This is a genomic window from Pedosphaera parvula Ellin514, from assembly GCF_000172555.1.
Classification (GTDB): domain Bacteria; phylum Verrucomicrobiota; class Verrucomicrobiia; order Limisphaerales; family Pedosphaeraceae; genus Pedosphaera.
On sequence record NZ_ABOX02000022.1, the window covers coordinates 1 to 17,369 of the forward strand.

The window sequence follows — 17,369 nt, forward strand, 5'->3', positions numbered from 1 at the left end:
GGAGGTGTGGTGGCAAAGCTGCCAGCAAATTCAGGATACTGAGAGATCGGTTTCCAACCGGTTTCCCCCTCCGCCTGCGCCAGGGTTTGAGCGTTGACGCGCCCCTCAGTGATCCACTGGCGAAGTTGATCGACTGAGATCGGTCCGTATTCCGTCTGATTTGCTCCAATGATTTTATACATGATAGGTTTCCTTTTGATTTGCCCGTGAATTGAATACTGACAGTTTCTCTACTCAAAAGCAAATCACATCGCCAGTCCGAATTTGCTTAATGCATTGAATCGCGGAGGGCGCCCACCAAACCAAAAATCACGATGATGATGACCGAAATTATCAAGCCAAGGATCGAGAGAACGATCCCGGTGATGGCCATGCCCTTGCCGGTTTGAGTGCCCGAGCTTTTGTTGGTTTGGGAAATTCCAATGATGCCAAAAATAATGCCGAGCAGGGAGAGCAGGGGACCGCAGCAGGCCCAACCAATCAGGAGCGAGAGGATGCCAAAGATCAAACTTGTGATTGCCATGCCGTTGGTTTTGGCTGGCAGGCTGCCCGGAGCGGGAGGAGGGCTCGAGGCGTAACCGGCAGGAGCGGGGTTGAGCGCGGCGGCAAATTCGGGAAAGGTGCCCAGGGGTTTCCAGTTTTCAGTGCCTTCGAATTTCGCCTGAGTGTTGGCATCGGCCCGGCCTTCGAGGATGTATTGACGCAGTTGTTCCGCGGTCAGGGGGCCGTATTCCACATGATTTGCGCCGATGATTCTATACATAGATGCCTAAGTCCTTCCGTTCCACCGAGGGTTGTAGGGGAATGTGACAGGTGATGCAAGCGTGCGGAGTTGGTGCGCAAGTTGCAAGTCGTACGGTCTGTCAGTTATCGAGTGGTTCATACGTGGGCGTGAAACATTTGAAATGACGAACTCACAATGCCGGCCAGCAGGGAAAAAACGAGGCCGATCAAGCCTAGGATGGAGAGGACCAAGCCGGCAATCGCGATGCTTCGGCCACGCTGCAGTGGATCATGGTTTATTTGGTTGAGAGCGATCCATGAGAAAACCAATCCCAGGATTGAGAATAGCGGACCGAAACAGCAGCACAGTAAACCGAGGATTCCACAGACCAGACCTGCGGTGGCCATGCTGTTGGTGCCACCTCCGGAGTAGCTGTAAGGAGTGGTAAAGGTCGGCGGTGGGAAAAAGGAGGTGGAGAATTCCCGGAGCGTGCCAAGTTGTATCCAGCCTGAACTGCCGGCCGGCTGGACCATGGTGCGGGCATTGACGCGGCCCTCCGAGATCCAGCGGCGTAATTCCTCTGCGCTGATCGGTCCATACTCCTTTTGATCTATCCCGATGATTTTATACATGGCTCCCTTGCTTCCCGATAATTACACCATTTTAGCTGGAAAAGCCAGTCAGGGATTCCAGCGGAGGGTGCCGAGTTCAGAGGACTGGACCCACCGGACAGAACCATCGACAGTCGAAACAACTGTGCCGTGATGGCGGTTTGTAACCATTTGGGCTGAACCGCCTGAGAAGTTCCAACCGCCGTCGCTTTCAAAGAGCATGACGGTTTGAGCATCCACTTCGTTCCTGACTTTTCCGCTTAGATTTGAATTATAAGCATAGCCACAGCGAAGCTTCGATTTGGCCGGGCACATGAAGAAGTTGTTGCTTCCGACGTAAGGCTCCATGACATCGCACCAATTCGTGGCTTGAGGAAATCTGCCTTCATGATTGGCGGCATATCCTTCTATCGAACGGCGTAAATAACTCAGATTGTTTACGCAATTAATTTGGTCAGCCAGTTCTTTTGCTTTTATAACCGCAGGCAGAACCAGCAGCATAAATCCTAGAGCCAGGCACGAAGCAATGATGCCACTCGTAGCTAGTCCTGAGCCTTTCATTCTGCCTTCACTCTGACTGATCTTGCGGTGAGCAAGGACTCCAAGTATCAGACCGAAAGGAGCGCTAACGCCGGTGCAAAAGCCAAGAAGACCGAGAGCAAAGGAACTAACTGCCAGCTTGCTTGTCGGGGCAGGAGGCGTTGATGGTGATGAGGGTAAATCCACAAATGAGCAAATATTTCAAGGATCCCAGCGCAGAGTATCGAGCTTAGAGGCGGGCAAGCGTTGGACTGAGCCGTCGGCGAAGCAAACGATTATGCGGGAGTCGTGGCGCGTGAGCGAGAGGTCGTCGGGGCCGCCGGATGAATTCCATCCTGCATCGCTCTCAAAAAATAATACGGTCTCCGGTGCTACCTCGTTTTGCTTTTTTCCGCCAACCTTTGCATTGAAGGCATAACTGGAGCGGTGGGTTGGATGCAGGGGGCATACGAAGGCTTTGGGGTTTCCAACGGATGGGGCAAGCAGGTCGGACCAGTTTTTCGATGTGGGAAATTTGTCGTGGTTGCTTCCTGCATAAAGATGAGCAGCGATGCCAAGTTGATGCATGTTGCCAATGCAACTGATTGCCTGCGCCTTTTGTTTGGCCATGGCGAGTGCGGGCAACAAGAATGCCAGAATAACGATCGCAAAAGTAACACAGGAAAGAATGATGCCTGTGGTGGCCAACCCTGAGCCCTTGATTTGTCCGTCGCTTTTTTTGATCTGATTCCGAGCGCTGATGCCAAGGATTAGGCCGATGGGGGAAGTGATGCAGGTAACTAGACCCAAGGCACCGCAGATCACCGAGGCGATTGCCAAGCCACTGGTTTTGGCGGGTCCCGAGAGCTGAGGTTGTGGGTCAGAAGGAGGCGGTGCAGACACAAATGCGGTTGAAAACTCCGGAATTTCAGAAAGCGATTTCCATTCTGTTGAGCCTTCGGGTTGTAACTTGGTATTGGCGACCGCCCGACCCTGAGCAATCCATTGGCGCAATTGTTCGGCACTGACGGGACCGTATTCCTTGCCATCGTTTCCGAGCACTTTATACATGATGATTTTTTTAGGTTTATGGATCCCAGCGCAGAGTATTGAGCCTGGAGGCGGACATGCGTTGGACCGAGCCGTCGGCGAAGCAAATGACCAGGTAGGAGCCATGTCGGGAGTGGGTCAGATTTTCAGGACCGCCGGAAGCGTTCCAGTCGTCATCGCTCTCGAAGAACAAAACCGTCTGCGGGTTTACCTCCTTCTGGTTTTTCTCGCTTAATTTTGCGTTGAAGGCGTAGCTGGAGCGGTGGTTCTTGTTGACCGGGCAGACGAACGCTTTGGCATCTGCCATAGGGCTGAGGAGATCGCTCCAGTTATTTGAGAGGGGAAATTTGTCGTGGTTATCGCCAGCGTACATCCGGGCCGCGAGGCCAAGCTGTTTCATGTTGTTAACGCAGTTGATCATCTGTGCCTTTTCTTTGGCTTTGGCAAGTGCTGGCAGCAGCAAGCCAGCCATGACAGCAAGTCCAAAAAAGGCGAAAGTAACGCAGGAAAGAACAATGCCAGTGGTCGCCAGTCCGGAGCCTGTGACTCGCCCCTCGCTTTTTTTGATCTGATTCTGCGCCATGATGCCGAGGATCAGTCCTATCGGCGAGGTGATGCAGGTAACCAAACCCAGGGCACCGCAAATCACGGAAGCGACGGCCAAGCCACTTCGTTCGGTTGGACCCGTGGCGATAAATCGTGGCGTGGCAGGTTGTGCCGATGGAGGAGGAGGAGCAGAGAATGCACCCGAAAACTCTGGAAGTTCAGAAAGCAACTTCCATTCGGTTGAGCCTTCCGGTTGTACCTTGGTATTGGCAACTGCCCGACCCTGAGCAATCCATTGGCGCAATTGTTCGGCACTAACCGGGCCGTATTCCTTGCCATCGTTTCCGAGCACTTTATACATGATGATTTGTTCCTTAGTTTAGGTTTATGGATCCCAGCGGAGAGACTTGAGGCCGGACTCGGGCATGGAGGCGAACTCGCCGTTCACAAAGACCACATGGAAGATGCGGTCCCCATGTTGCGCACGACTATCCTCAGAGGGGACATGATCGCGCCCGACAATCTGGTCGGGGCCGCCGGAGCCGTTCCAGCCGGCATCGCTTTCAAATAGCATTACTGTCATGGGATTGACTTCATTTATTTTTTTGCCGGCGAGTTTACGGTTGAAAGCGTAACCACAGGAATTTCCCAGGGCGAGCGGGCAGGCAAAGGTCGAGACAGAAGCGACCTTGCCCTTGATGTTATCCGACCAGGTGGCAGCGGAAGGAAATTGTTCGTTATTCGCATGGGCGTAGACCTGCATGGCGTTGGCCAATTCCTGAATGTTATTTTTGCAGACATTGGTCTGAGCCTGTTTTCTAGCCCGCACAAAATTCGGAATGGCAATCGCAGCCAGCAGCCCGATGAAAAAGAGGCCGCCGACACAAACGAGGGCGATGACGGCAACGATGGGAAGACCTTTACTCTGCTTTTTGGGAGCGGCGGGCGGCAGTCGATGTTGAATGAGAGTTGAAGCAAATTCCGGAAACTGAGACAGTTGTTTCCATTCGTTACTTCCCTCGAGTTTGGCGAGGGTAAGGGCGGAGGGACGGGCGGCAATCCATTCCCGCACCTGGCCCGCTGTGACCGGACCGTACTCCTTACCATCTGTTCCGAGGATTTTATACATGGCTCATTGACCCTTGTTTGGAAGGAGACTAGCGACTTTGACCTGGGACTCCAGCTCAATCTGGCCCGCAGGTGGTCAATTGCCAGTGGCAGCCAGTGCTTGTAATTTGGCAAACGCCTGGCCGCTGGTGATCAAATTATCGGCCAATTCCCAACCTTCGAGGAGAGATTTGGTTCTATTGGCGACGAACAGGGAAGCGCCAGCGTTGAGGAGGATGGCGTCGCGTTTGGGGCCGCGGTCTTCGTTGCGGAGCAGGCGCCGGACAATTTCCGCATTGGCCTGACGATCACTGCCGGCCAGATCGGCGAGCGTGGCGGGTTGCAAGGGGAAATGGTTTGGGGAGATGGAGGAGGTGGTAAAGCCACGGTCCTGGTAAAACTCGGCAATGATGTTTTCTCCCAGGGTGGAGAGTTCATCGAGCCACGCAGTCCCGACCTGGCCACTGACAACCATGCCGCGACGGACGCCGAGAGATTGCAAAACGTGGGCGAGAGTTTCACAGAGCTCCGGCCGTGATACGCCGATGAGCTGAGCCGAAGGACGTGCTGGATTCAGGAGCGGGCCAACGAAGTTGAATATGGTGCGCTGACCGCGTTGGGCGCAAAGTTTGCGCGCGGCACTGATGTGTTTGAAAGCCGGATGATAGTTCGGAGCAAAGAAAAAGGCGAAATTGTGTTCGCGCAAGGATTGGGCGGCTTCGGCAGGAGTCAGTTCGACGCGGATGCCGAGGGCTTCCAGGACATCGGCGCTGCCGGATTGGGAGGTGATGGCGCGGTTACCGTGCTTGGCGACGGCGACTCCGGCGGCGGCACAAATGATGGCAACGGTCGTGGAGATGTTGAAGGTATTGAGTCTGTCCCCGCCAGTGCCGCAAACATCCAGGATTTCGCGGGAGCGGGTTTCGGCATCGATGGGAGGCTGAATGGATTTGGCTCGCAATTCGCGGGCAAAGGCGGCGATTTCCTCGGGAGTTTCGATTTTAGCGGCGAGATGGCAGAGGAAATCGGCTTTCAAATCGGCCGGGATGGATTCATCGAGAAGCTGGCCAACGGCAATACGGACCTGTTCATCGGTAAGATGAACGGCCTGCGCGAGTTGCTGGTTCAAAGATTTCAGCACGGGACCATTGTAACCAAAAAAGGTGCAAAGGCCAGAGAGTAAAGTCGGTCGAGCTTGCAACTGCCAGAGCAAGCCCGCTTTCGATGAAGGTAAAACCTGCCTATAGATGGTCCACTCGTTTGAAGTCCCAATACTGAGGGTAGGCGCGGATGAGATTCTCAACGTCCTTCGGATGGATGGGCTTGCTGAGGAAGGAATCGGCACCCATGCCATAGGCGGCGCGAACTTCCTTCAGTTCATGATAACCACTGAGAACGATTACCAGGGTTTCATTGAACTGCGGGAAAATGTTCAGCCAGCCAAGGAGATGCAAACCATCTCTACCGTTCAATTTTAGATCAACACAAATAACCGTAGGAAGAGGGTGCGCGGTGCGGTCAGCGTACGGGCCATCTCCCAGCAGATAGGAAATGGCTTCCTCGGTGGTGGCGACCGTGATAATGGAATTAACTACACCGGCCTGATTCAAAGCCAGCTTGAAGAGGATCGCATCATCTTCAAAGTCTTCAACGAGCAAGATGGTCTTGGGCATGTTATTAATATAAATAAATAAACGACTTAACTCGGGCTGCCTCTGAGAACCATGCTGTTTGCTCCTAATTGTCCCTCAAACAAGCGGCTTAAGTTATAGATTAGCGGAAGCAATCCATATGGGGTAAAGACCCTATACGCGAATAGCGAAACCGCCTATCAAGATGGAAAAGTTTTTAGAAGTGGTATGTATTGTAAGTAATTTAATAACAGTAGCTTGTATGGTTATGCAGTTGTGGTAAATATTACGTGTGCGTAACCTTTTTAGTTGGCAGAGGTCATTATTGCTTAGTTGAATAGAACATATGTTGAAAAGAGATTCGGTTTTTAGTCTGGTCACCCTATTGGTGGTGATTGTGCTGTTGGCAGTGGCGGCGGGCACAGGTATTTGGATTTGGAAGAATCAGGGAGAGAAAGAGCCGGAATTTCGGACGGCGCAAGTTACCAAAGGCGATTTGATCCAGGCGGTGACCGCGACGGGACAGCTGAATCCAGTGACAAATGTGCAGGTGGGCAGCCAGATTTCAGGTATCATCGATAAATTATATGCGGATTTTAATACCACGGTAACGAACGGGCAATTGATCGCGCAAATTGATCCAGCAACCTACAAAGCTGCCTTGATGCAATCTCAAGGGGATTTGGCGAATGCGAAGGCGACTTTGGAGCTCGCCCAGGTGGAAGCCAAGCGCGCCGAGGAACTTTCCAAGAACAGGCTGATATCCCAGTCGGATTACGACAAGGCGGTTGCCACGTTGCATCAATCCGAAGCCAACGTGCAGATCAAAGATGCGGCGGTGGTAAGATCGAAGGTGGACCTGGATCGCACGACGATTTTTTCACCAATTGATGGGATTGTCATTTCCCGGAATGTGGACATCGGGCAGACCGTCGCCGCGAGCTTGAGTGCGCCAACCCTTTATGTCATCGCCAATGATTTGAGCAAGATGCAGATTGATGCTGTGGTGTCAGAGGCGGATATTGGCGGGATTGAGACCAATCAAACGGTGAACTTTACGGTGGATGCCTTTCCGACGCGAAATTTTCATGGAACAGTCTGGCAGGTGAGAAATTCTCCGATCACCAACCAAAACGTCATCAGTTATGATACCGTGATTGGAGTGGACAACAAGGATCAAAAGCTTAAGCCGGGCATGACGGCCAACGTATCCATTGTGGCCGCCCAACGGAACGAGACGCTGAAAATACCGAATGGCGCCTTGCGCTTCCGACCACAGGAGACTGGCGAGACGAAGAAGCCGGCGGTTTCGCCAGTGCTAAGCAATGCCGTGGCGCAAGCGAGCGGCGGTGTGACGGCGCCCGAAGGTGGCACCCCCGGGCAGGCCCGTCCGGATGGGGCTAATGGTGGTAACGGACGGCCCGGCGGCGGTGGAAGACGAAGTGCCGGCCAGACAGGGCACGCCAAAGGGGAACATGGTTCGCCGATTCGCACGGTTTATGTGCTCGCCCAAAATGAGAATGGCAAAGGACAGGCACCGAAACCAATCCAGATCAAAATTGGCATCAGCGATGGTGTCAATACAGAGGTGCTGGAAGGTTTGAAAGAGGGTGATCAGGTGATTGTCGGCCAGCTTGTAGTGGGGGCGGCGCCAGCAGCGGCGGCCCCATCCAATCCATTCGGCGGCGGTGGCATGCGTCGTTTTTAATGAACAAATGGCTGACATTTCGAACAAGCCCATGAGTTCCATCATCCAGCTTGAGCATATCGACAAGGTTTACCACACCGGTGAGGTGAATGTGCACGCGGTGAAAGATGTGTCGTTGCAAATTGGGAAGGGCGAGTTTGTGGCGATAATGGGCGCGAGTGGATCCGGGAAATCGACCATGATGAACATGCTGGGCTGCCTGGATCGGCCGACGCGGGGACGTTACATGCTCGATGGAGTGGATGCTTCAGTGTTGGATCGGGATCAACTGGCAACGATCCGAAACGAGAAAATTGGATTTGTATTCCAGGGATTTAATTTGTTATCGCGCACCTCGGCCTTGGAAAACGTGGAATTGCCGATGATGTACACGCGCAAGCCAGGCTTCGCGCATGAGCAGCGGCGGCGCGCGTTGGAAGCACTGGAGATTGTGGGTTTGGGAGCGCGAGCGGATCATCATCCGAACCAACTATCCGGCGGGCAACAACAGCGCGTGGCAATAGCGCGGGCCTTGGTGAACCAACCCGCCATGATACTGGCGGATGAACCAACGGGGAATCTGGATACGCAGACGAGCATGGAGATCATGGGGGTGTTCCAGAATCTCAATGACAAGGGCATTACCATCATCATGGTGACGCATGAACTGGATATTGCGAGTTACACCAAACGGAACGTGATTATGCGGGATGGCAGAATTGTGAGTGATGCGCCGGTGGCGAACCGGTTGATCGCCACCGAGGAGTTGCGCAAATTAACGGAAGCCCAACAGGCAGTTCAATTGGCACCATGAAAATTTTAGCCACGTTAAAAATTGCGGCCCGAGCTTTGAAGCGAAACAAGCTGCGCACCATCCTGACCATGTTGGGAATGATCATCGGTGTGGGCGCGGTGATTGCGACGGTGAGCTTGGGGAATGGAGCGAAAGCGCAGGTGGAGGGCCAGATCGCAAGCCTGGGGCAGAATGTGGTGTTGATTTTTTCCGGCAGTTTTACCCGTGGCGGTGTGCACTCGGGATGGGGAGGTGCAGGAACCCTTTCGGTCGAGGATGCCCTGTCAATTGAACGCGAGGTGCCCGGCGTTACGCTGGTCAGTCCGGAACTGCGTTCGGGTTCGCAGGTAGCTGCGGGAAATCAAAATTGGGGCACAAACATTCAGGGAGAGGGGCAGGATTATTTGGACATCCGGCAATGGCCACTGGCGGAAGGTAGCATGTTCTCGGAACAGGATGTGCGGGGGGCGGGCAAGGTGGCTGTCATTGGCCAGACCGTGGCCAAGCAATTGTTTCCGGATGGAAATGTGATCGGCCAAATTATTCGCATCAAGAATGTGCCGTTCATAGTGGTGGGAGCACTGGTGCCCAAAGGGCTTTCCGTAATGGGACAGGACCAGGACGATGTGGTCATTGTTCCTTATACGAGCGCAATGAGGCGATTATTTGGCGCGACCATGCTGCGAGGCATCACAGTTCAGGCATCGAGTCCGAAGATGTTGAGTTCCGTGCAACAGGAAATCACCTTCTTATTGCGGCAGAGACATCGTATTCAAGCCGGGCGAGACGACGATTTCACGGTGAGGACGCAGCAGGAGATCGCGGAAATGGCGGCCAATGCGTCGCAGACCATGAGATGGTTATTGGCAGCGGTGGCATTGGTTTCCCTTTTGGTGGGCGGGATTGGAATCATGAACATCATGCTGGTGAGTGTTACCGAGCGCACACGGGAGATTGGCATCCGGATGGCTGTAGGAGCGCACGGACGGGATATTCTTCTGCAATTTTTGGTCGAGGCGATCACTTTGAGCCTGCTGGGCGGGGTATTGGGAATCTTATGCGGGACGGGCGGTTCCAAGTTGGTGGCGGCCAAGCTGGGCTGGGCGGCGCTGACCCCGATGAATTGGGTGGGAATTGCTTTTTTTATCAGTGCGTTGATTGGGATTTTCTTCGGATTTTATCCCGCCTGGAAAGCATCCAAGCTCGATCCCATTGATGCCCTGAGGTACGAATAAGGCGTTAGTCAACGGATCGCCAGCCGTAAAAAATTCCCGTAACTTATTGCCGTGCGGCGGGTCATTACATATAGATGAAGTGGATGAGCCAATGGCGCACGATCCGATATGCCTGAGACCGGGTTTGACATGCCTGCCTGCCTGGAGCGAGTCCGCCGGCGGGATGAAGAGGCTGCACGCATGCTCTTCCAGGAACTTTATCCGCTGGTCATCAAGCTGGTTCGATCGCATTTGCCGCGACGGACAGGCGAAGAAGACCTGGTGCAAATGGTGTTTATGAAGATTTTTACGCACCTCGATCAGTATGCAGGCAAGGTGCCATTCCAACACTGGGTGTCCCGAATCGCGGTGAACACGTGCATCAAGGTTTTGCGGGCGGAGAAGGTGCGGCCTGAGGTTCGATGGGCCGATTTGGGCGAAGATGAGGGGCATGTGCTGGATTTGCTGGCGTCCACGCAGGAAGAGTTGAATCCGGATCAGAGCCTGGCCTCCCGGGAATTGGCGGAAAAATTGATGGCCTTGTTGAATCCCGAAGACCGGTTGGTCATGAATTTGCTCACGATGGAAGGGCGTTCGATCGAAGAAGTGAAGCAGATTACGGGCTGGAATGAATCGGTGATAAAAGTTCGCGCTTTTCGCGCGCGCAATAAATTGAGAAAACATTTTAAACAACTCATGAGAGAGGAAAGGCGATGAAGCAAAACGACAACCAACTGGACCGATTATTCAGAGCCGCAGCCCGTTCGCCGCGGATGGAGGTCGGAGCGCCATCCTTTAAACTGGAAGCCCAGGTATTGGCGGGTTGGCGCTCGCTGCAGCCAGGTGAGGACATGACCATGCTCATTGTGTGGTTTCGCCGGGCGGTGGCCTGTGCCTGCTTATTGATGCTGCTGAGCCTGGCTTGGAATTACAGCGATCGCAGCGGCAGCAACGATCGAGCCGGGGAAACAGCGGATGCATTTTCCATTGCTGATTCCGCGGTGACCCTCGCATTGAACCAATGACCATACCCTCCAAAGGCAAGCTCATAGTTTATTTGGTAATGCTCTTCGTATTGGGAGCGGTTACCGGATCGGGGATTACGTACAAGCTGGTAAAAGGACATCCGCCGGGCAGAGGGCCTGGACATCCGCCCGGTGATTTTACCGAACGCATGCGGTCAGATCTTAAAACCAGGCTCAACTTAACCGCCGATCAAGTGGATAAGATAAATCCGATGATCGATGTTGCCGGGGCGGAATTGCGGTCGATCCAGACAAATACCATGCAGCGAGTCTCGCAGGTTTTTGACAATTTGCATGCCCAGATGCGTCCGCTGCTCACGGATGAACAAAAGACCAAGCTGGAGGAGATGGAAAAGGAATTTCGCGAGCGACGCCACCGATCCAGAAGTGGACATCCTGAAACTCCGCCAGGGTCGGCCGGTCAGACCAATGCTCCAGTGAAGTAACGGCGACATGATAAAGATGGAATACGGTCAGGCTCTCGCGGTGACTTGCATCCAGTCGGAAACGCCCCCCATAACTGCATCCCTTTTGGAGAGCAAAAGATTGCAGTGCGACCGAAATTCTCGCAATCTCAAGGACGGTTTGAAGAATCCAGAAGCGAGCGCAGAGATTTTGCCCACGCATACCGCTGCTTTGTTCCAGAAGGCAGTGAAGCGGGCGGCGGAGCTTTTGCGGGCCGGCGAGTTGGTGGCGCTGCCTACAGAAACGGTTTACGGACTTGCGGCCAATGCACTCGACGCGGCAGCCGTGGGGCGGATTTTTGAAGCCAAGGGACGGCCAGCGCACAATCCAATTATTGTTCATGTGGCCGATATCGAAATGGCAAGAGCCTGTGTTTCCGAATGGCCGGTGCAGGCTGAGAAACTGGCCCGTGCGTTTTGGCCGGGACCACTCACTCTCGTTCTTCCCCGGGCTGAAAGTATTCCGGATATCGTGACCGCCGGAGGCTCCACGGTTGGTCTGCGCTGGCCCAGTCATCCTTTTATCCAGGCGGTGATTCGCGAGTGTGGTTTTCCTTTGGCAGCCCCCAGCGCCAATCCTTCCAACCAAATTTCGCCCACCAATGCAGAACATGTGAGCAAAGGGCTTGGAACCAGGATCAAGTTGATTGTGGATGGGGGACAATCCCAGGTGGGCATTGAATCCACTGTGTTGGATATATCCGTCAGCCCGGCGAGGGTGTTGCGCCCCGGAATGATTCGTGAGGAAGCATTGCAGGCAGCTTTGCCGGCTGAAACCGTGCTATCACAAACCAGTAAAAAAGGGACAAAGGCTGAAATCATTAAGAGTCCCGGCCAGTTAAAAAAGCATTATTCGCCCAAGGCCAGGCTGGAAATTTTATCCTGGGAGAATGAGCCGGATTTTCTCTCACAAATTGCGCGGCGCAAAATCGCGGCCGAGAAAATTCAGGTGATTGCCCACACAGTAATTCCTTCTGCCGGAAGGTTTGGCGGCGTGAGTGTCATTCCGCACGATGCGGAGGCATTTGCGCGCGCGATTTATGCCGAGTTGCACCGATGCGATGAAGCGGGTGCCGAGTTAATTATTGTGGAAGCTTTGCCGGAATCCAGTGAATGGCAGGCTATTGCGGACCGTCTGAAGAGAGCAGCAACCTAAATAACGAGAAAGATAAGTAACCAGCATGCGAGTATTTGACGAAGTTTCCCAAATCAAGCACTCTTCGCTCTTCATGAAGTCGAGCAAAATTTGTGTGGTGGCGCTGGCGTGTGTGGCAGTGGCAGTGAATGCGCGGCAGGAGCCCCAGCCACCAGTGAAGGTGCCATTAGTGAAAGGTGCGCGGCAGACACGGGTGTTGACATTGGAAGAGTGCATCCGGATGGCACTTCTGCACAATCTGGACATTCAGATTACGCAGTATACCCCGCTGTTTGACCAATATACCATCAGTGTGGCTTACGCGGCGTACGAGCCAACCGCGAGCTTCAGGGCCACACACAGGATGAACTCATCTCCCGGTGGCATTGACACGACGACTGGTCTCGCCCTGCCATCGCGGGTAACTCATTCGGATATCTTTACTCCTGATATTAGTGGATCTCTACCGACGGGAACAACCTACGATTTAACAGGCGGCTCACTAATAGATCAGTCCGGTACGGGAATCAGGCCTGATTTGCAGTGGAGTGCCAACCCTGGCCCTGGAATCACACTGACCCAGCCGTTGTTGAAGGGTTTCTGGATTGATCAGACCCGCTTTACCATTCAGTTGGACAAAAATGCACTTAAGTTTGACGAGCAGGCGTTGCGGCAGCAGATCATGAAAACCGTAACGGATGTGCAAACCGCCTATTACGAACTGATCTTCGCCCGGGAGAACGTCAGAGTGAATCAAGAAGCCCTCAAACTGGCCCAGCAACTCGTGTCTGAAAATCTCAAGCGTGTGGAAGTGGGCGCGCTGGCTCCGCTCGATGAGAAACAGTCGGAGTCGCAAGCTGCGAGCTCGGAAGCTGATTTGTTAACGGCGCTGCAGACTCAGGGGACGGATGAGAACAATCTCAAGAGTTTGATTACTGATAATTATGGAGAATGGGTGAACGTGACGCCGGTGCCAGCGGAGTCATTGACCGCCACGCCCCAACAGTTTGATCTTCAAGAGAGCTGGCGGTCGGCGCTGGAAAACAGGCCCGACATCCTGCAGCAAAGGTTGACTCTTGATAAGAATAACATCACGGTAAAATACGACTTCAATCAGTTGTTTCCTACCTTAAACCTGCAGGGCAGCTATGGGCGGAATGCCCTGGCCGGCAGTTTCACGGGAATATTAGGTGATGTGCGGGAAGAGAAAAATCCTTTCTACACCTACGGTGTGGTGGTGAGCATGCCGCTGGGTAATGGCGCGGCGCGAAATAACTACCGGATTGCCAAAGCCACCGTTCAGCAACAGCTCCTCGCGCTGAAGAGAACCGAGCAGTTGGCGATTGTGACGGTCGAAAATGATGTGGGACAGTTGCGCGCCGACCTGCAAACCATCAAGGCAAGACATGCGGCGACAGTGTATGCGAAGGATGCGCTCGAGGCTGAACAAAAGAAGTTGGAGAACGGGAAAAGCACCAGTTTTCAAGTGCTGCAATTGCAAAAGGATTATACCAATGCCCAAACGCTGGAAATCCGGGCCATTGCCAGTTACAACCAGCATATCGCGCAATTGGCCTTGGATGAGGGAACCACTTTGACGAAGAACCGGATTGATTTGACGAAAAAGTGAGGGGTACCTTGCCTTGCCTCCTCGAAGAATAGTCCCGGGCAATGACCGGGAAGTTGTTTGGGTGTTTATTTTAGAAGATCACTGGCGTCGCCGATGAAGTCATCGAGCATGCCAGCGGCGTCGGTGCCACTGATGGGAAGGTATTTGCCGGAGGCGGTGGCGATGAGTTCACCAGAGTTGGTTTTCAATTCGGCTTTGGCTTCGAAAATTTTATTTCGGCGATTGGAGGTTAGTTCGGCGGTCGCGATCAGTTCGTCTCCTGGTTTTGCGGGGGATTTGTAGCGGACGTTTAATTCGGCGCAATAGGCGAAACGACGGGTTTGGACGGCGCAGGCCCAGACCATAATTTCATCCAGGAGAGTGGCGGTAATGCCGCCATGGACTGTCTGTTTAAAGCCAATGTGTTCAGGACGGGGTGAGAAGCGGGTTTGAACCACTGTGCCATCCGTTTCAAATCGGAGCTTGAGGCCCAAAGGGTTGGATTCGCCACAAACGAAACAGGAATGAGTATGAGGCAGCTTACGCATGGAGGTTATTTGGTGGTAGTTTGAACCGGGTGCGCAAGCGAAAATGTGCATACGTAATGCTTTGTTTTGTCGCGGCTTGCGTCCGATGGTTTGTTTTGCTATTTGATGGCATTGATGATTAAGCCAGACTACGCCGTCCAAAGTTAAATGACTCGTTCATCCTCAGATCGCGTGACTGTGGATGGTAAATTTTTTAGTCTGGGTGACAAAAAGTTTTACCTGAAAGGGGTTTCCTATGGGCCCTTTGCACCGGAAACAGGTGAAGGGCATTTTGCCACCCGGGAACAGACGGCCATGGATTTTGCGCAGATTCGCGAATTGGATGCGAACCTGGTGCGAGTTTATCACGTTCCTCCTCGATGGGTTCTCGATCTGGCCGCGGAATATGGCCTCAAATTGATGGTTGATATACCGTGGAACAAGCATCTGTGTTTTTTGGATTCCGCGGAATTGAAGGAGCAGGCACGTGAAGCGGTGCGTCAGGCGGTGCGATCCTGTGCGGCGCATCCGGCGGTGTTTGCGTATAGCGTGGTGAATGAAATACCACCGGATATTGTGCGCTGGAGCGGGGCAAAAGCAGTGTCGAATTTCATCGATGAACTGGTGGCGGAAGCAAAGAAGATCGATCCGGATTGCCTCTGTACGTTTACGAACTTTCCTTCGACCGAATTTCTGCGGCCGCAAAGTTTGGATTTTCTTTCCTTCAATGTTTATCTGCACCAGCAGCAGCCGTTTAAGAATTACCTATCTCGTTTGCAGATGATCGCTGATGCCAAGCCATTGATTCTTGGTGAATTTGGAATTGATTCGCTGCGGGAAGGCGAACCGCAAAAATGTGAGATTTTATCCTGGCAGATTGAAACAGCTTTCCGTGGTGGGTTGGCCGGCACCATCGTTTTCAGTTATACCGATGATTGGTGGCGCGGCGGTCAACAGATTGAAGATTGGAAGATGGGCCTTACCACGCGCGACAGGCAGCGCAAGGATTCCTACCGGGCGGTTCAAAAGATGTACCGGTTGGCGCCTTATTTTCCGTTGAACCGTTATCCGAAGGTATCCATCGTGGTGGCCAGCTATAATGGCGGGCGAACGACCAAGGCGTGCCTGGATTCCCTGGAGCGTCTGAATTATCCCGACTACGAGGTGGTTTTTGTGGATGACGGGTCCACCGATGATACGGCGAATATCGTTCGATCTTATTCCAAAGTTCATTACTTCAAGCACGAAAAGAACCTTGGGCTTTCGGTGGCTCGCAATTCTGGAATTTCCGCGGCCACGGGAGAAATTGTGGCTTTTACCGATTCCGACTGTCGCGCGGATGAAGACTGGTTGTATTACCTGGTGGGAGATTTATTGGATGGAGATTTTGCCGGCATGGGCGGGCATAATTTTTTGCCGCATGACGATTCCCTGGTTGCGGCGGCGGTGATGGTTTCTCCCGGTGGCCCGGCGCATGTCATGCTGACTGATCGTCAGGCCGAACATATACCGGGTTGCAACATGGCCTTTTACAAGTGGGCTTTGGAGGAAATTGGTGGTTTCGATCCCATTTTCTGGAAGGCCGGGGACGATGTGGATGTTTGCTGGCGGGTGCAGCAGGCCGGAGGCAGGATAGGATTTAGCCCGGCAGGCTTCGTCTGGCATTACCGAAGGTCGACAGTGAACGCCTACTTGAAGCAGCAGCGGGGTTATGGCGAGGCCGAGGCTTTACTGGTGCGGAAACATCCGGAATATTTTAATGCGATGGGCGGAGGCATCTGGCAGGGCAGAATCTATTCGCCAGCAAAGTTTGGAATCGTTATGCGCCCCCCCATTATTTATCACGGGGCATTTGCCAGTGGATTCTTTCAAACGCTTTATACCTCCCAGGCAGTGGGTGTGCTTTCGCTGTTCAGCAGTTTGGAATATCACATATTGGTTACGCTACCGCTGTTGGTGCTTTCATCGACGTTTCTGTATCTGCTGCCCGTGGCCGTGACCAGTCTGGTGCTCTCGCTGGGAGTGTGCGGGGTGGCTGCAGCCCAGGCAAGTTTGCCCAAAAAGAAGATTCGCTGGTGGTCGCGTCCAGTGGTGGCCTTGCTATTTCTGCTGCAACCGATTGTCCGGGGATTGGCCAGATACCAGGGACGTTTAAGCCTGCAATCCGCCACCTCGGCAGCCAGAGAAACCTTGGATTCGATTGCGCTACGCAACAGCCCATATTCCTTGAGTGAGGTTTCATATTGGTCAGAAGGTTATGTGGATCGCATTGAATTTGTGGCGAGTATTCTGGAGCGATTGGATCGCAAAGGCTGGCCAAACAAGTCAGACATCGGTTGGAACGAATATGACGTGGAAATTTTCGGCAATCGTTGGAGTCACCTGCAATTGACCACCGTGGCGGAGGATTATCCTGATGGAAAGAGGCTTCTTCGATGCCGCTTAAAAAGCTATTGGTCATTATGGGCCAAGATGACATTCTGGGCGGCGGTGGCTTTTGAGTTGCCCATAATCGCCATCGTCGGCAGGTGGTTTCCCTGGGTGGGACTCCTGGCATTGACCGTGCCATTGTTTGCGTGGTTTTTACGGCGCGAGAAGCGGGGTTTGCAAAGCCTGACGATTGTATTTCTCGATGAAACAGCAAAAAAATGGAATCTGAAAAAGATTTCGACGGCACAACCCGAAAGGAAGCAAACTGAACCGGTCAAAGTTCAGCATGCAATTTAA

The 17,369-nt window shown here is 53.2% G+C and carries 19 protein-coding genes; 9 read left to right on the plus strand and 10 right to left on the minus strand.

All coding sequences use genetic code 11. The features are described from left to right. The 9 genes from CFLAV_RS16895 to CFLAV_RS16935 all read right to left on the minus strand — a co-directional run. On the minus strand, positions 1-182 hold a 182-nt coding region (locus CFLAV_RS16895), incomplete at its 3' end, for a DUF4339 domain-containing protein (RefSeq protein ID WP_007415997.1). Between the two features lie 86 nt (positions 183-268). Next, positions 269-763: a DUF4339 domain-containing protein gene (locus CFLAV_RS34185; RefSeq protein WP_007415998.1), complete on the minus strand. Its 495-nt coding sequence runs from the start codon at positions 761-763 to the stop codon at positions 269-271. Between the two features lie 116 nt (positions 764-879). Next, positions 880-1,356 carry a DUF4190 domain-containing protein gene (locus CFLAV_RS32525; RefSeq protein WP_007415999.1) on the minus strand — a complete coding sequence of 159 codons (477 nt, stop codon included), beginning with the start codon at positions 1,354-1,356 and terminating at the stop codon, positions 880-882. Positions 1,357-1,404: 48 nt separating this feature from the next. Then, positions 1,405-2,061 (minus strand): DUF4190 domain-containing protein, encoded by a 657-nt coding sequence (locus tag CFLAV_RS34190; RefSeq protein ID WP_160164601.1) that lies wholly within the window; start codon positions 2,059-2,061, stop codon positions 1,405-1,407. Between the two features lie 15 nt (positions 2,062-2,076). Continuing rightward, complete coding sequence (locus tag CFLAV_RS32530) at positions 2,077-2,925, minus strand: DUF4190 domain-containing protein (RefSeq protein WP_007416001.1); 849 nt, start codon at positions 2,923-2,925, stop codon at positions 2,077-2,079. A 16-nt stretch (positions 2,926-2,941) separates the two neighbouring features. Continuing rightward, on the minus strand, positions 2,942-3,811 hold the full coding sequence (locus CFLAV_RS37870) for a DUF4190 domain-containing protein (RefSeq protein WP_007416002.1): 870 nt from the start codon (positions 3,809-3,811) through the stop codon (positions 2,942-2,944). Between the two features lie 24 nt (positions 3,812-3,835). Next, positions 3,836-4,579 (minus strand): hypothetical protein, encoded by a 744-nt coding sequence (locus CFLAV_RS16925; protein ID WP_007416003.1) that lies wholly within the window; start codon positions 4,577-4,579, stop codon positions 3,836-3,838. Positions 4,580-4,654: 75 nt separating this feature from the next. Further along, positions 4,655-5,698 carry an anthranilate phosphoribosyltransferase gene (trpD, locus tag CFLAV_RS16930; RefSeq protein ID WP_007416004.1) on the minus strand — a complete coding sequence of 348 codons (1,044 nt, stop codon included), beginning with the start codon at positions 5,696-5,698 and terminating at the stop codon, positions 4,655-4,657. 100 nt (positions 5,699-5,798) lie between these two features. Then, positions 5,799-6,230, minus strand: a complete 432-nt coding sequence (locus tag CFLAV_RS16935; RefSeq protein ID WP_007416005.1) for a response regulator — start codon at positions 6,228-6,230, stop codon at positions 5,799-5,801. 304 nt (positions 6,231-6,534) lie between these two features. On the opposite strand from CFLAV_RS16935, the gene CFLAV_RS16940 reads away from it, so the two are divergent. The 8 genes from CFLAV_RS16940 (at position 6,535) to CFLAV_RS16975 (ending at position 14,136) form a co-directional block, all read left to right on the plus strand. After that, the gene (locus CFLAV_RS16940) at positions 6,535-7,896 is read left to right on the plus strand and encodes an efflux RND transporter periplasmic adaptor subunit (protein WP_007416006.1); all 1,362 of its coding nucleotides are present in this window, start codon (positions 6,535-6,537) and stop codon (positions 7,894-7,896) included. Positions 7,897-7,903: 7 nt separating this feature from the next. Continuing rightward, entirely contained in the window at positions 7,904-8,689 is a 786-nt protein-coding gene (locus CFLAV_RS16945) for an ABC transporter ATP-binding protein (protein ID WP_007416007.1), read from the plus strand. After that, the gene (locus tag CFLAV_RS16950; protein ID WP_007416008.1) at positions 8,686-9,903 is read left to right on the plus strand and encodes an ABC transporter permease; all 1,218 of its coding nucleotides are present in this window, start codon (positions 8,686-8,688) and stop codon (positions 9,901-9,903) included. The genes CFLAV_RS16945 and CFLAV_RS16950 overlap by 4 nt, the downstream gene beginning before the upstream one ends. A 108-nt stretch (positions 9,904-10,011) precedes the next feature. Then, a complete protein-coding gene (locus CFLAV_RS16955; protein ID WP_007416009.1) occupies positions 10,012-10,599 on the plus strand; it encodes an RNA polymerase sigma factor in 588 nt (195 codons plus the stop codon). Beyond that, positions 10,596-10,907, plus strand: a complete 312-nt coding sequence (locus tag CFLAV_RS16960; protein WP_007416010.1) for a hypothetical protein — start codon at positions 10,596-10,598, stop codon at positions 10,905-10,907. Before CFLAV_RS16955 ends, CFLAV_RS16960 begins: the two co-directional genes overlap by 4 nt. Next, on the plus strand, positions 10,904-11,353 hold the full coding sequence (locus CFLAV_RS16965) for a hypothetical protein (RefSeq protein ID WP_007416011.1): 450 nt from the start codon (positions 10,904-10,906) through the stop codon (positions 11,351-11,353). The genes CFLAV_RS16960 and CFLAV_RS16965 overlap by 4 nt, the downstream gene beginning before the upstream one ends. A gap of 7 nt (positions 11,354-11,360) precedes the next feature. Continuing rightward, positions 11,361-12,527: an L-threonylcarbamoyladenylate synthase gene (locus CFLAV_RS16970; RefSeq protein ID WP_007416012.1), complete on the plus strand. Its 1,167-nt coding sequence runs from the start codon at positions 11,361-11,363 to the stop codon at positions 12,525-12,527. Positions 12,528-12,552: 25 nt separating this feature from the next. Continuing rightward, complete coding sequence (locus tag CFLAV_RS16975) at positions 12,553-14,136, plus strand: TolC family protein (protein ID WP_007416013.1); 1,584 nt, start codon at positions 12,553-12,555, stop codon at positions 14,134-14,136. A gap of 65 nt (positions 14,137-14,201) precedes the next feature. Here CFLAV_RS16975 and CFLAV_RS16980 read toward each other — a convergent pair whose 3' ends face one another. Continuing rightward, positions 14,202-14,663 carry a PaaI family thioesterase gene (locus CFLAV_RS16980; RefSeq protein ID WP_050785819.1) on the minus strand — a complete coding sequence of 154 codons (462 nt, stop codon included), beginning with the start codon at positions 14,661-14,663 and terminating at the stop codon, positions 14,202-14,204. A gap of 147 nt (positions 14,664-14,810) precedes the next feature. Between CFLAV_RS16980 and CFLAV_RS16985 the strand changes: the two genes are divergently transcribed. Next, positions 14,811-17,369 carry a glycosyltransferase gene (locus CFLAV_RS16985; protein WP_007416015.1) on the plus strand — a complete coding sequence of 853 codons (2,559 nt, stop codon included), beginning with the start codon at positions 14,811-14,813 and terminating at the stop codon, positions 17,367-17,369.

Excerpts from the sequence above, each read along its gene's own strand:
- CFLAV_RS34185 (WP_007415998.1), bottom strand. The coding sequence starts at position 763 with ATGTATAGAATCATCGGCGCAAATCATGTGGAATACGGCCCCCTGACC.
- CFLAV_RS32525 (WP_007415999.1), bottom strand. The coding sequence starts at position 1,356 with ATGTATAAAATCATCGGGATAGATCAAAAGGAGTATGGACCGATCAGC.
- CFLAV_RS32530 (WP_007416001.1), bottom strand. The coding sequence starts at position 2,925 with ATGTATAAAGTGCTCGGAAACGATGGCAAGGAATACGGTCCCGTCAGT.
- CFLAV_RS37870 (WP_007416002.1), bottom strand. The coding sequence starts at position 3,811 with ATGTATAAAGTGCTCGGAAACGATGGCAAGGAATACGGCCCGGTTAGT.
- CFLAV_RS16925 (WP_007416003.1), bottom strand. The coding sequence starts at position 4,579 with ATGTATAAAATCCTCGGAACAGATGGTAAGGAGTACGGTCCGGTCACA.
- CFLAV_RS16935 (WP_007416005.1), bottom strand. The coding sequence starts at position 6,230 with ATGCCCAAGACCATCTTGCTCGTTGAAGACTTTGAAGATGATGCGATC.
- CFLAV_RS16940 (WP_007416006.1), top strand. The coding sequence starts at position 6,535 with ATGTTGAAAAGAGATTCGGTTTTTAGTCTGGTCACCCTATTGGTGGTG.
- CFLAV_RS16945 (WP_007416007.1), top strand. The coding sequence starts at position 7,904 with ATGGCTGACATTTCGAACAAGCCCATGAGTTCCATCATCCAGCTTGAG.
- CFLAV_RS16950 (WP_007416008.1), top strand. The coding sequence starts at position 8,686 with ATGAAAATTTTAGCCACGTTAAAAATTGCGGCCCGAGCTTTGAAGCGA.
- CFLAV_RS16955 (WP_007416009.1), top strand. The coding sequence starts at position 10,012 with ATGCCTGAGACCGGGTTTGACATGCCTGCCTGCCTGGAGCGAGTCCGC.
- CFLAV_RS16960 (WP_007416010.1), top strand. The coding sequence starts at position 10,596 with ATGAAGCAAAACGACAACCAACTGGACCGATTATTCAGAGCCGCAGCC.
- CFLAV_RS16965 (WP_007416011.1), top strand. The coding sequence starts at position 10,904 with ATGACCATACCCTCCAAAGGCAAGCTCATAGTTTATTTGGTAATGCTC.
- CFLAV_RS16970 (WP_007416012.1), top strand. The coding sequence starts at position 11,361 with ATGATAAAGATGGAATACGGTCAGGCTCTCGCGGTGACTTGCATCCAG.
- CFLAV_RS16975 (WP_007416013.1), top strand. The coding sequence starts at position 12,553 with ATGCGAGTATTTGACGAAGTTTCCCAAATCAAGCACTCTTCGCTCTTC.
- CFLAV_RS16980 (WP_050785819.1), bottom strand. The coding sequence starts at position 14,663 with ATGCGTAAGCTGCCTCATACTCATTCCTGTTTCGTTTGTGGCGAATCC.
- CFLAV_RS16985 (WP_007416015.1), top strand. The coding sequence starts at position 14,811 with ATGACTCGTTCATCCTCAGATCGCGTGACTGTGGATGGTAAATTTTTT.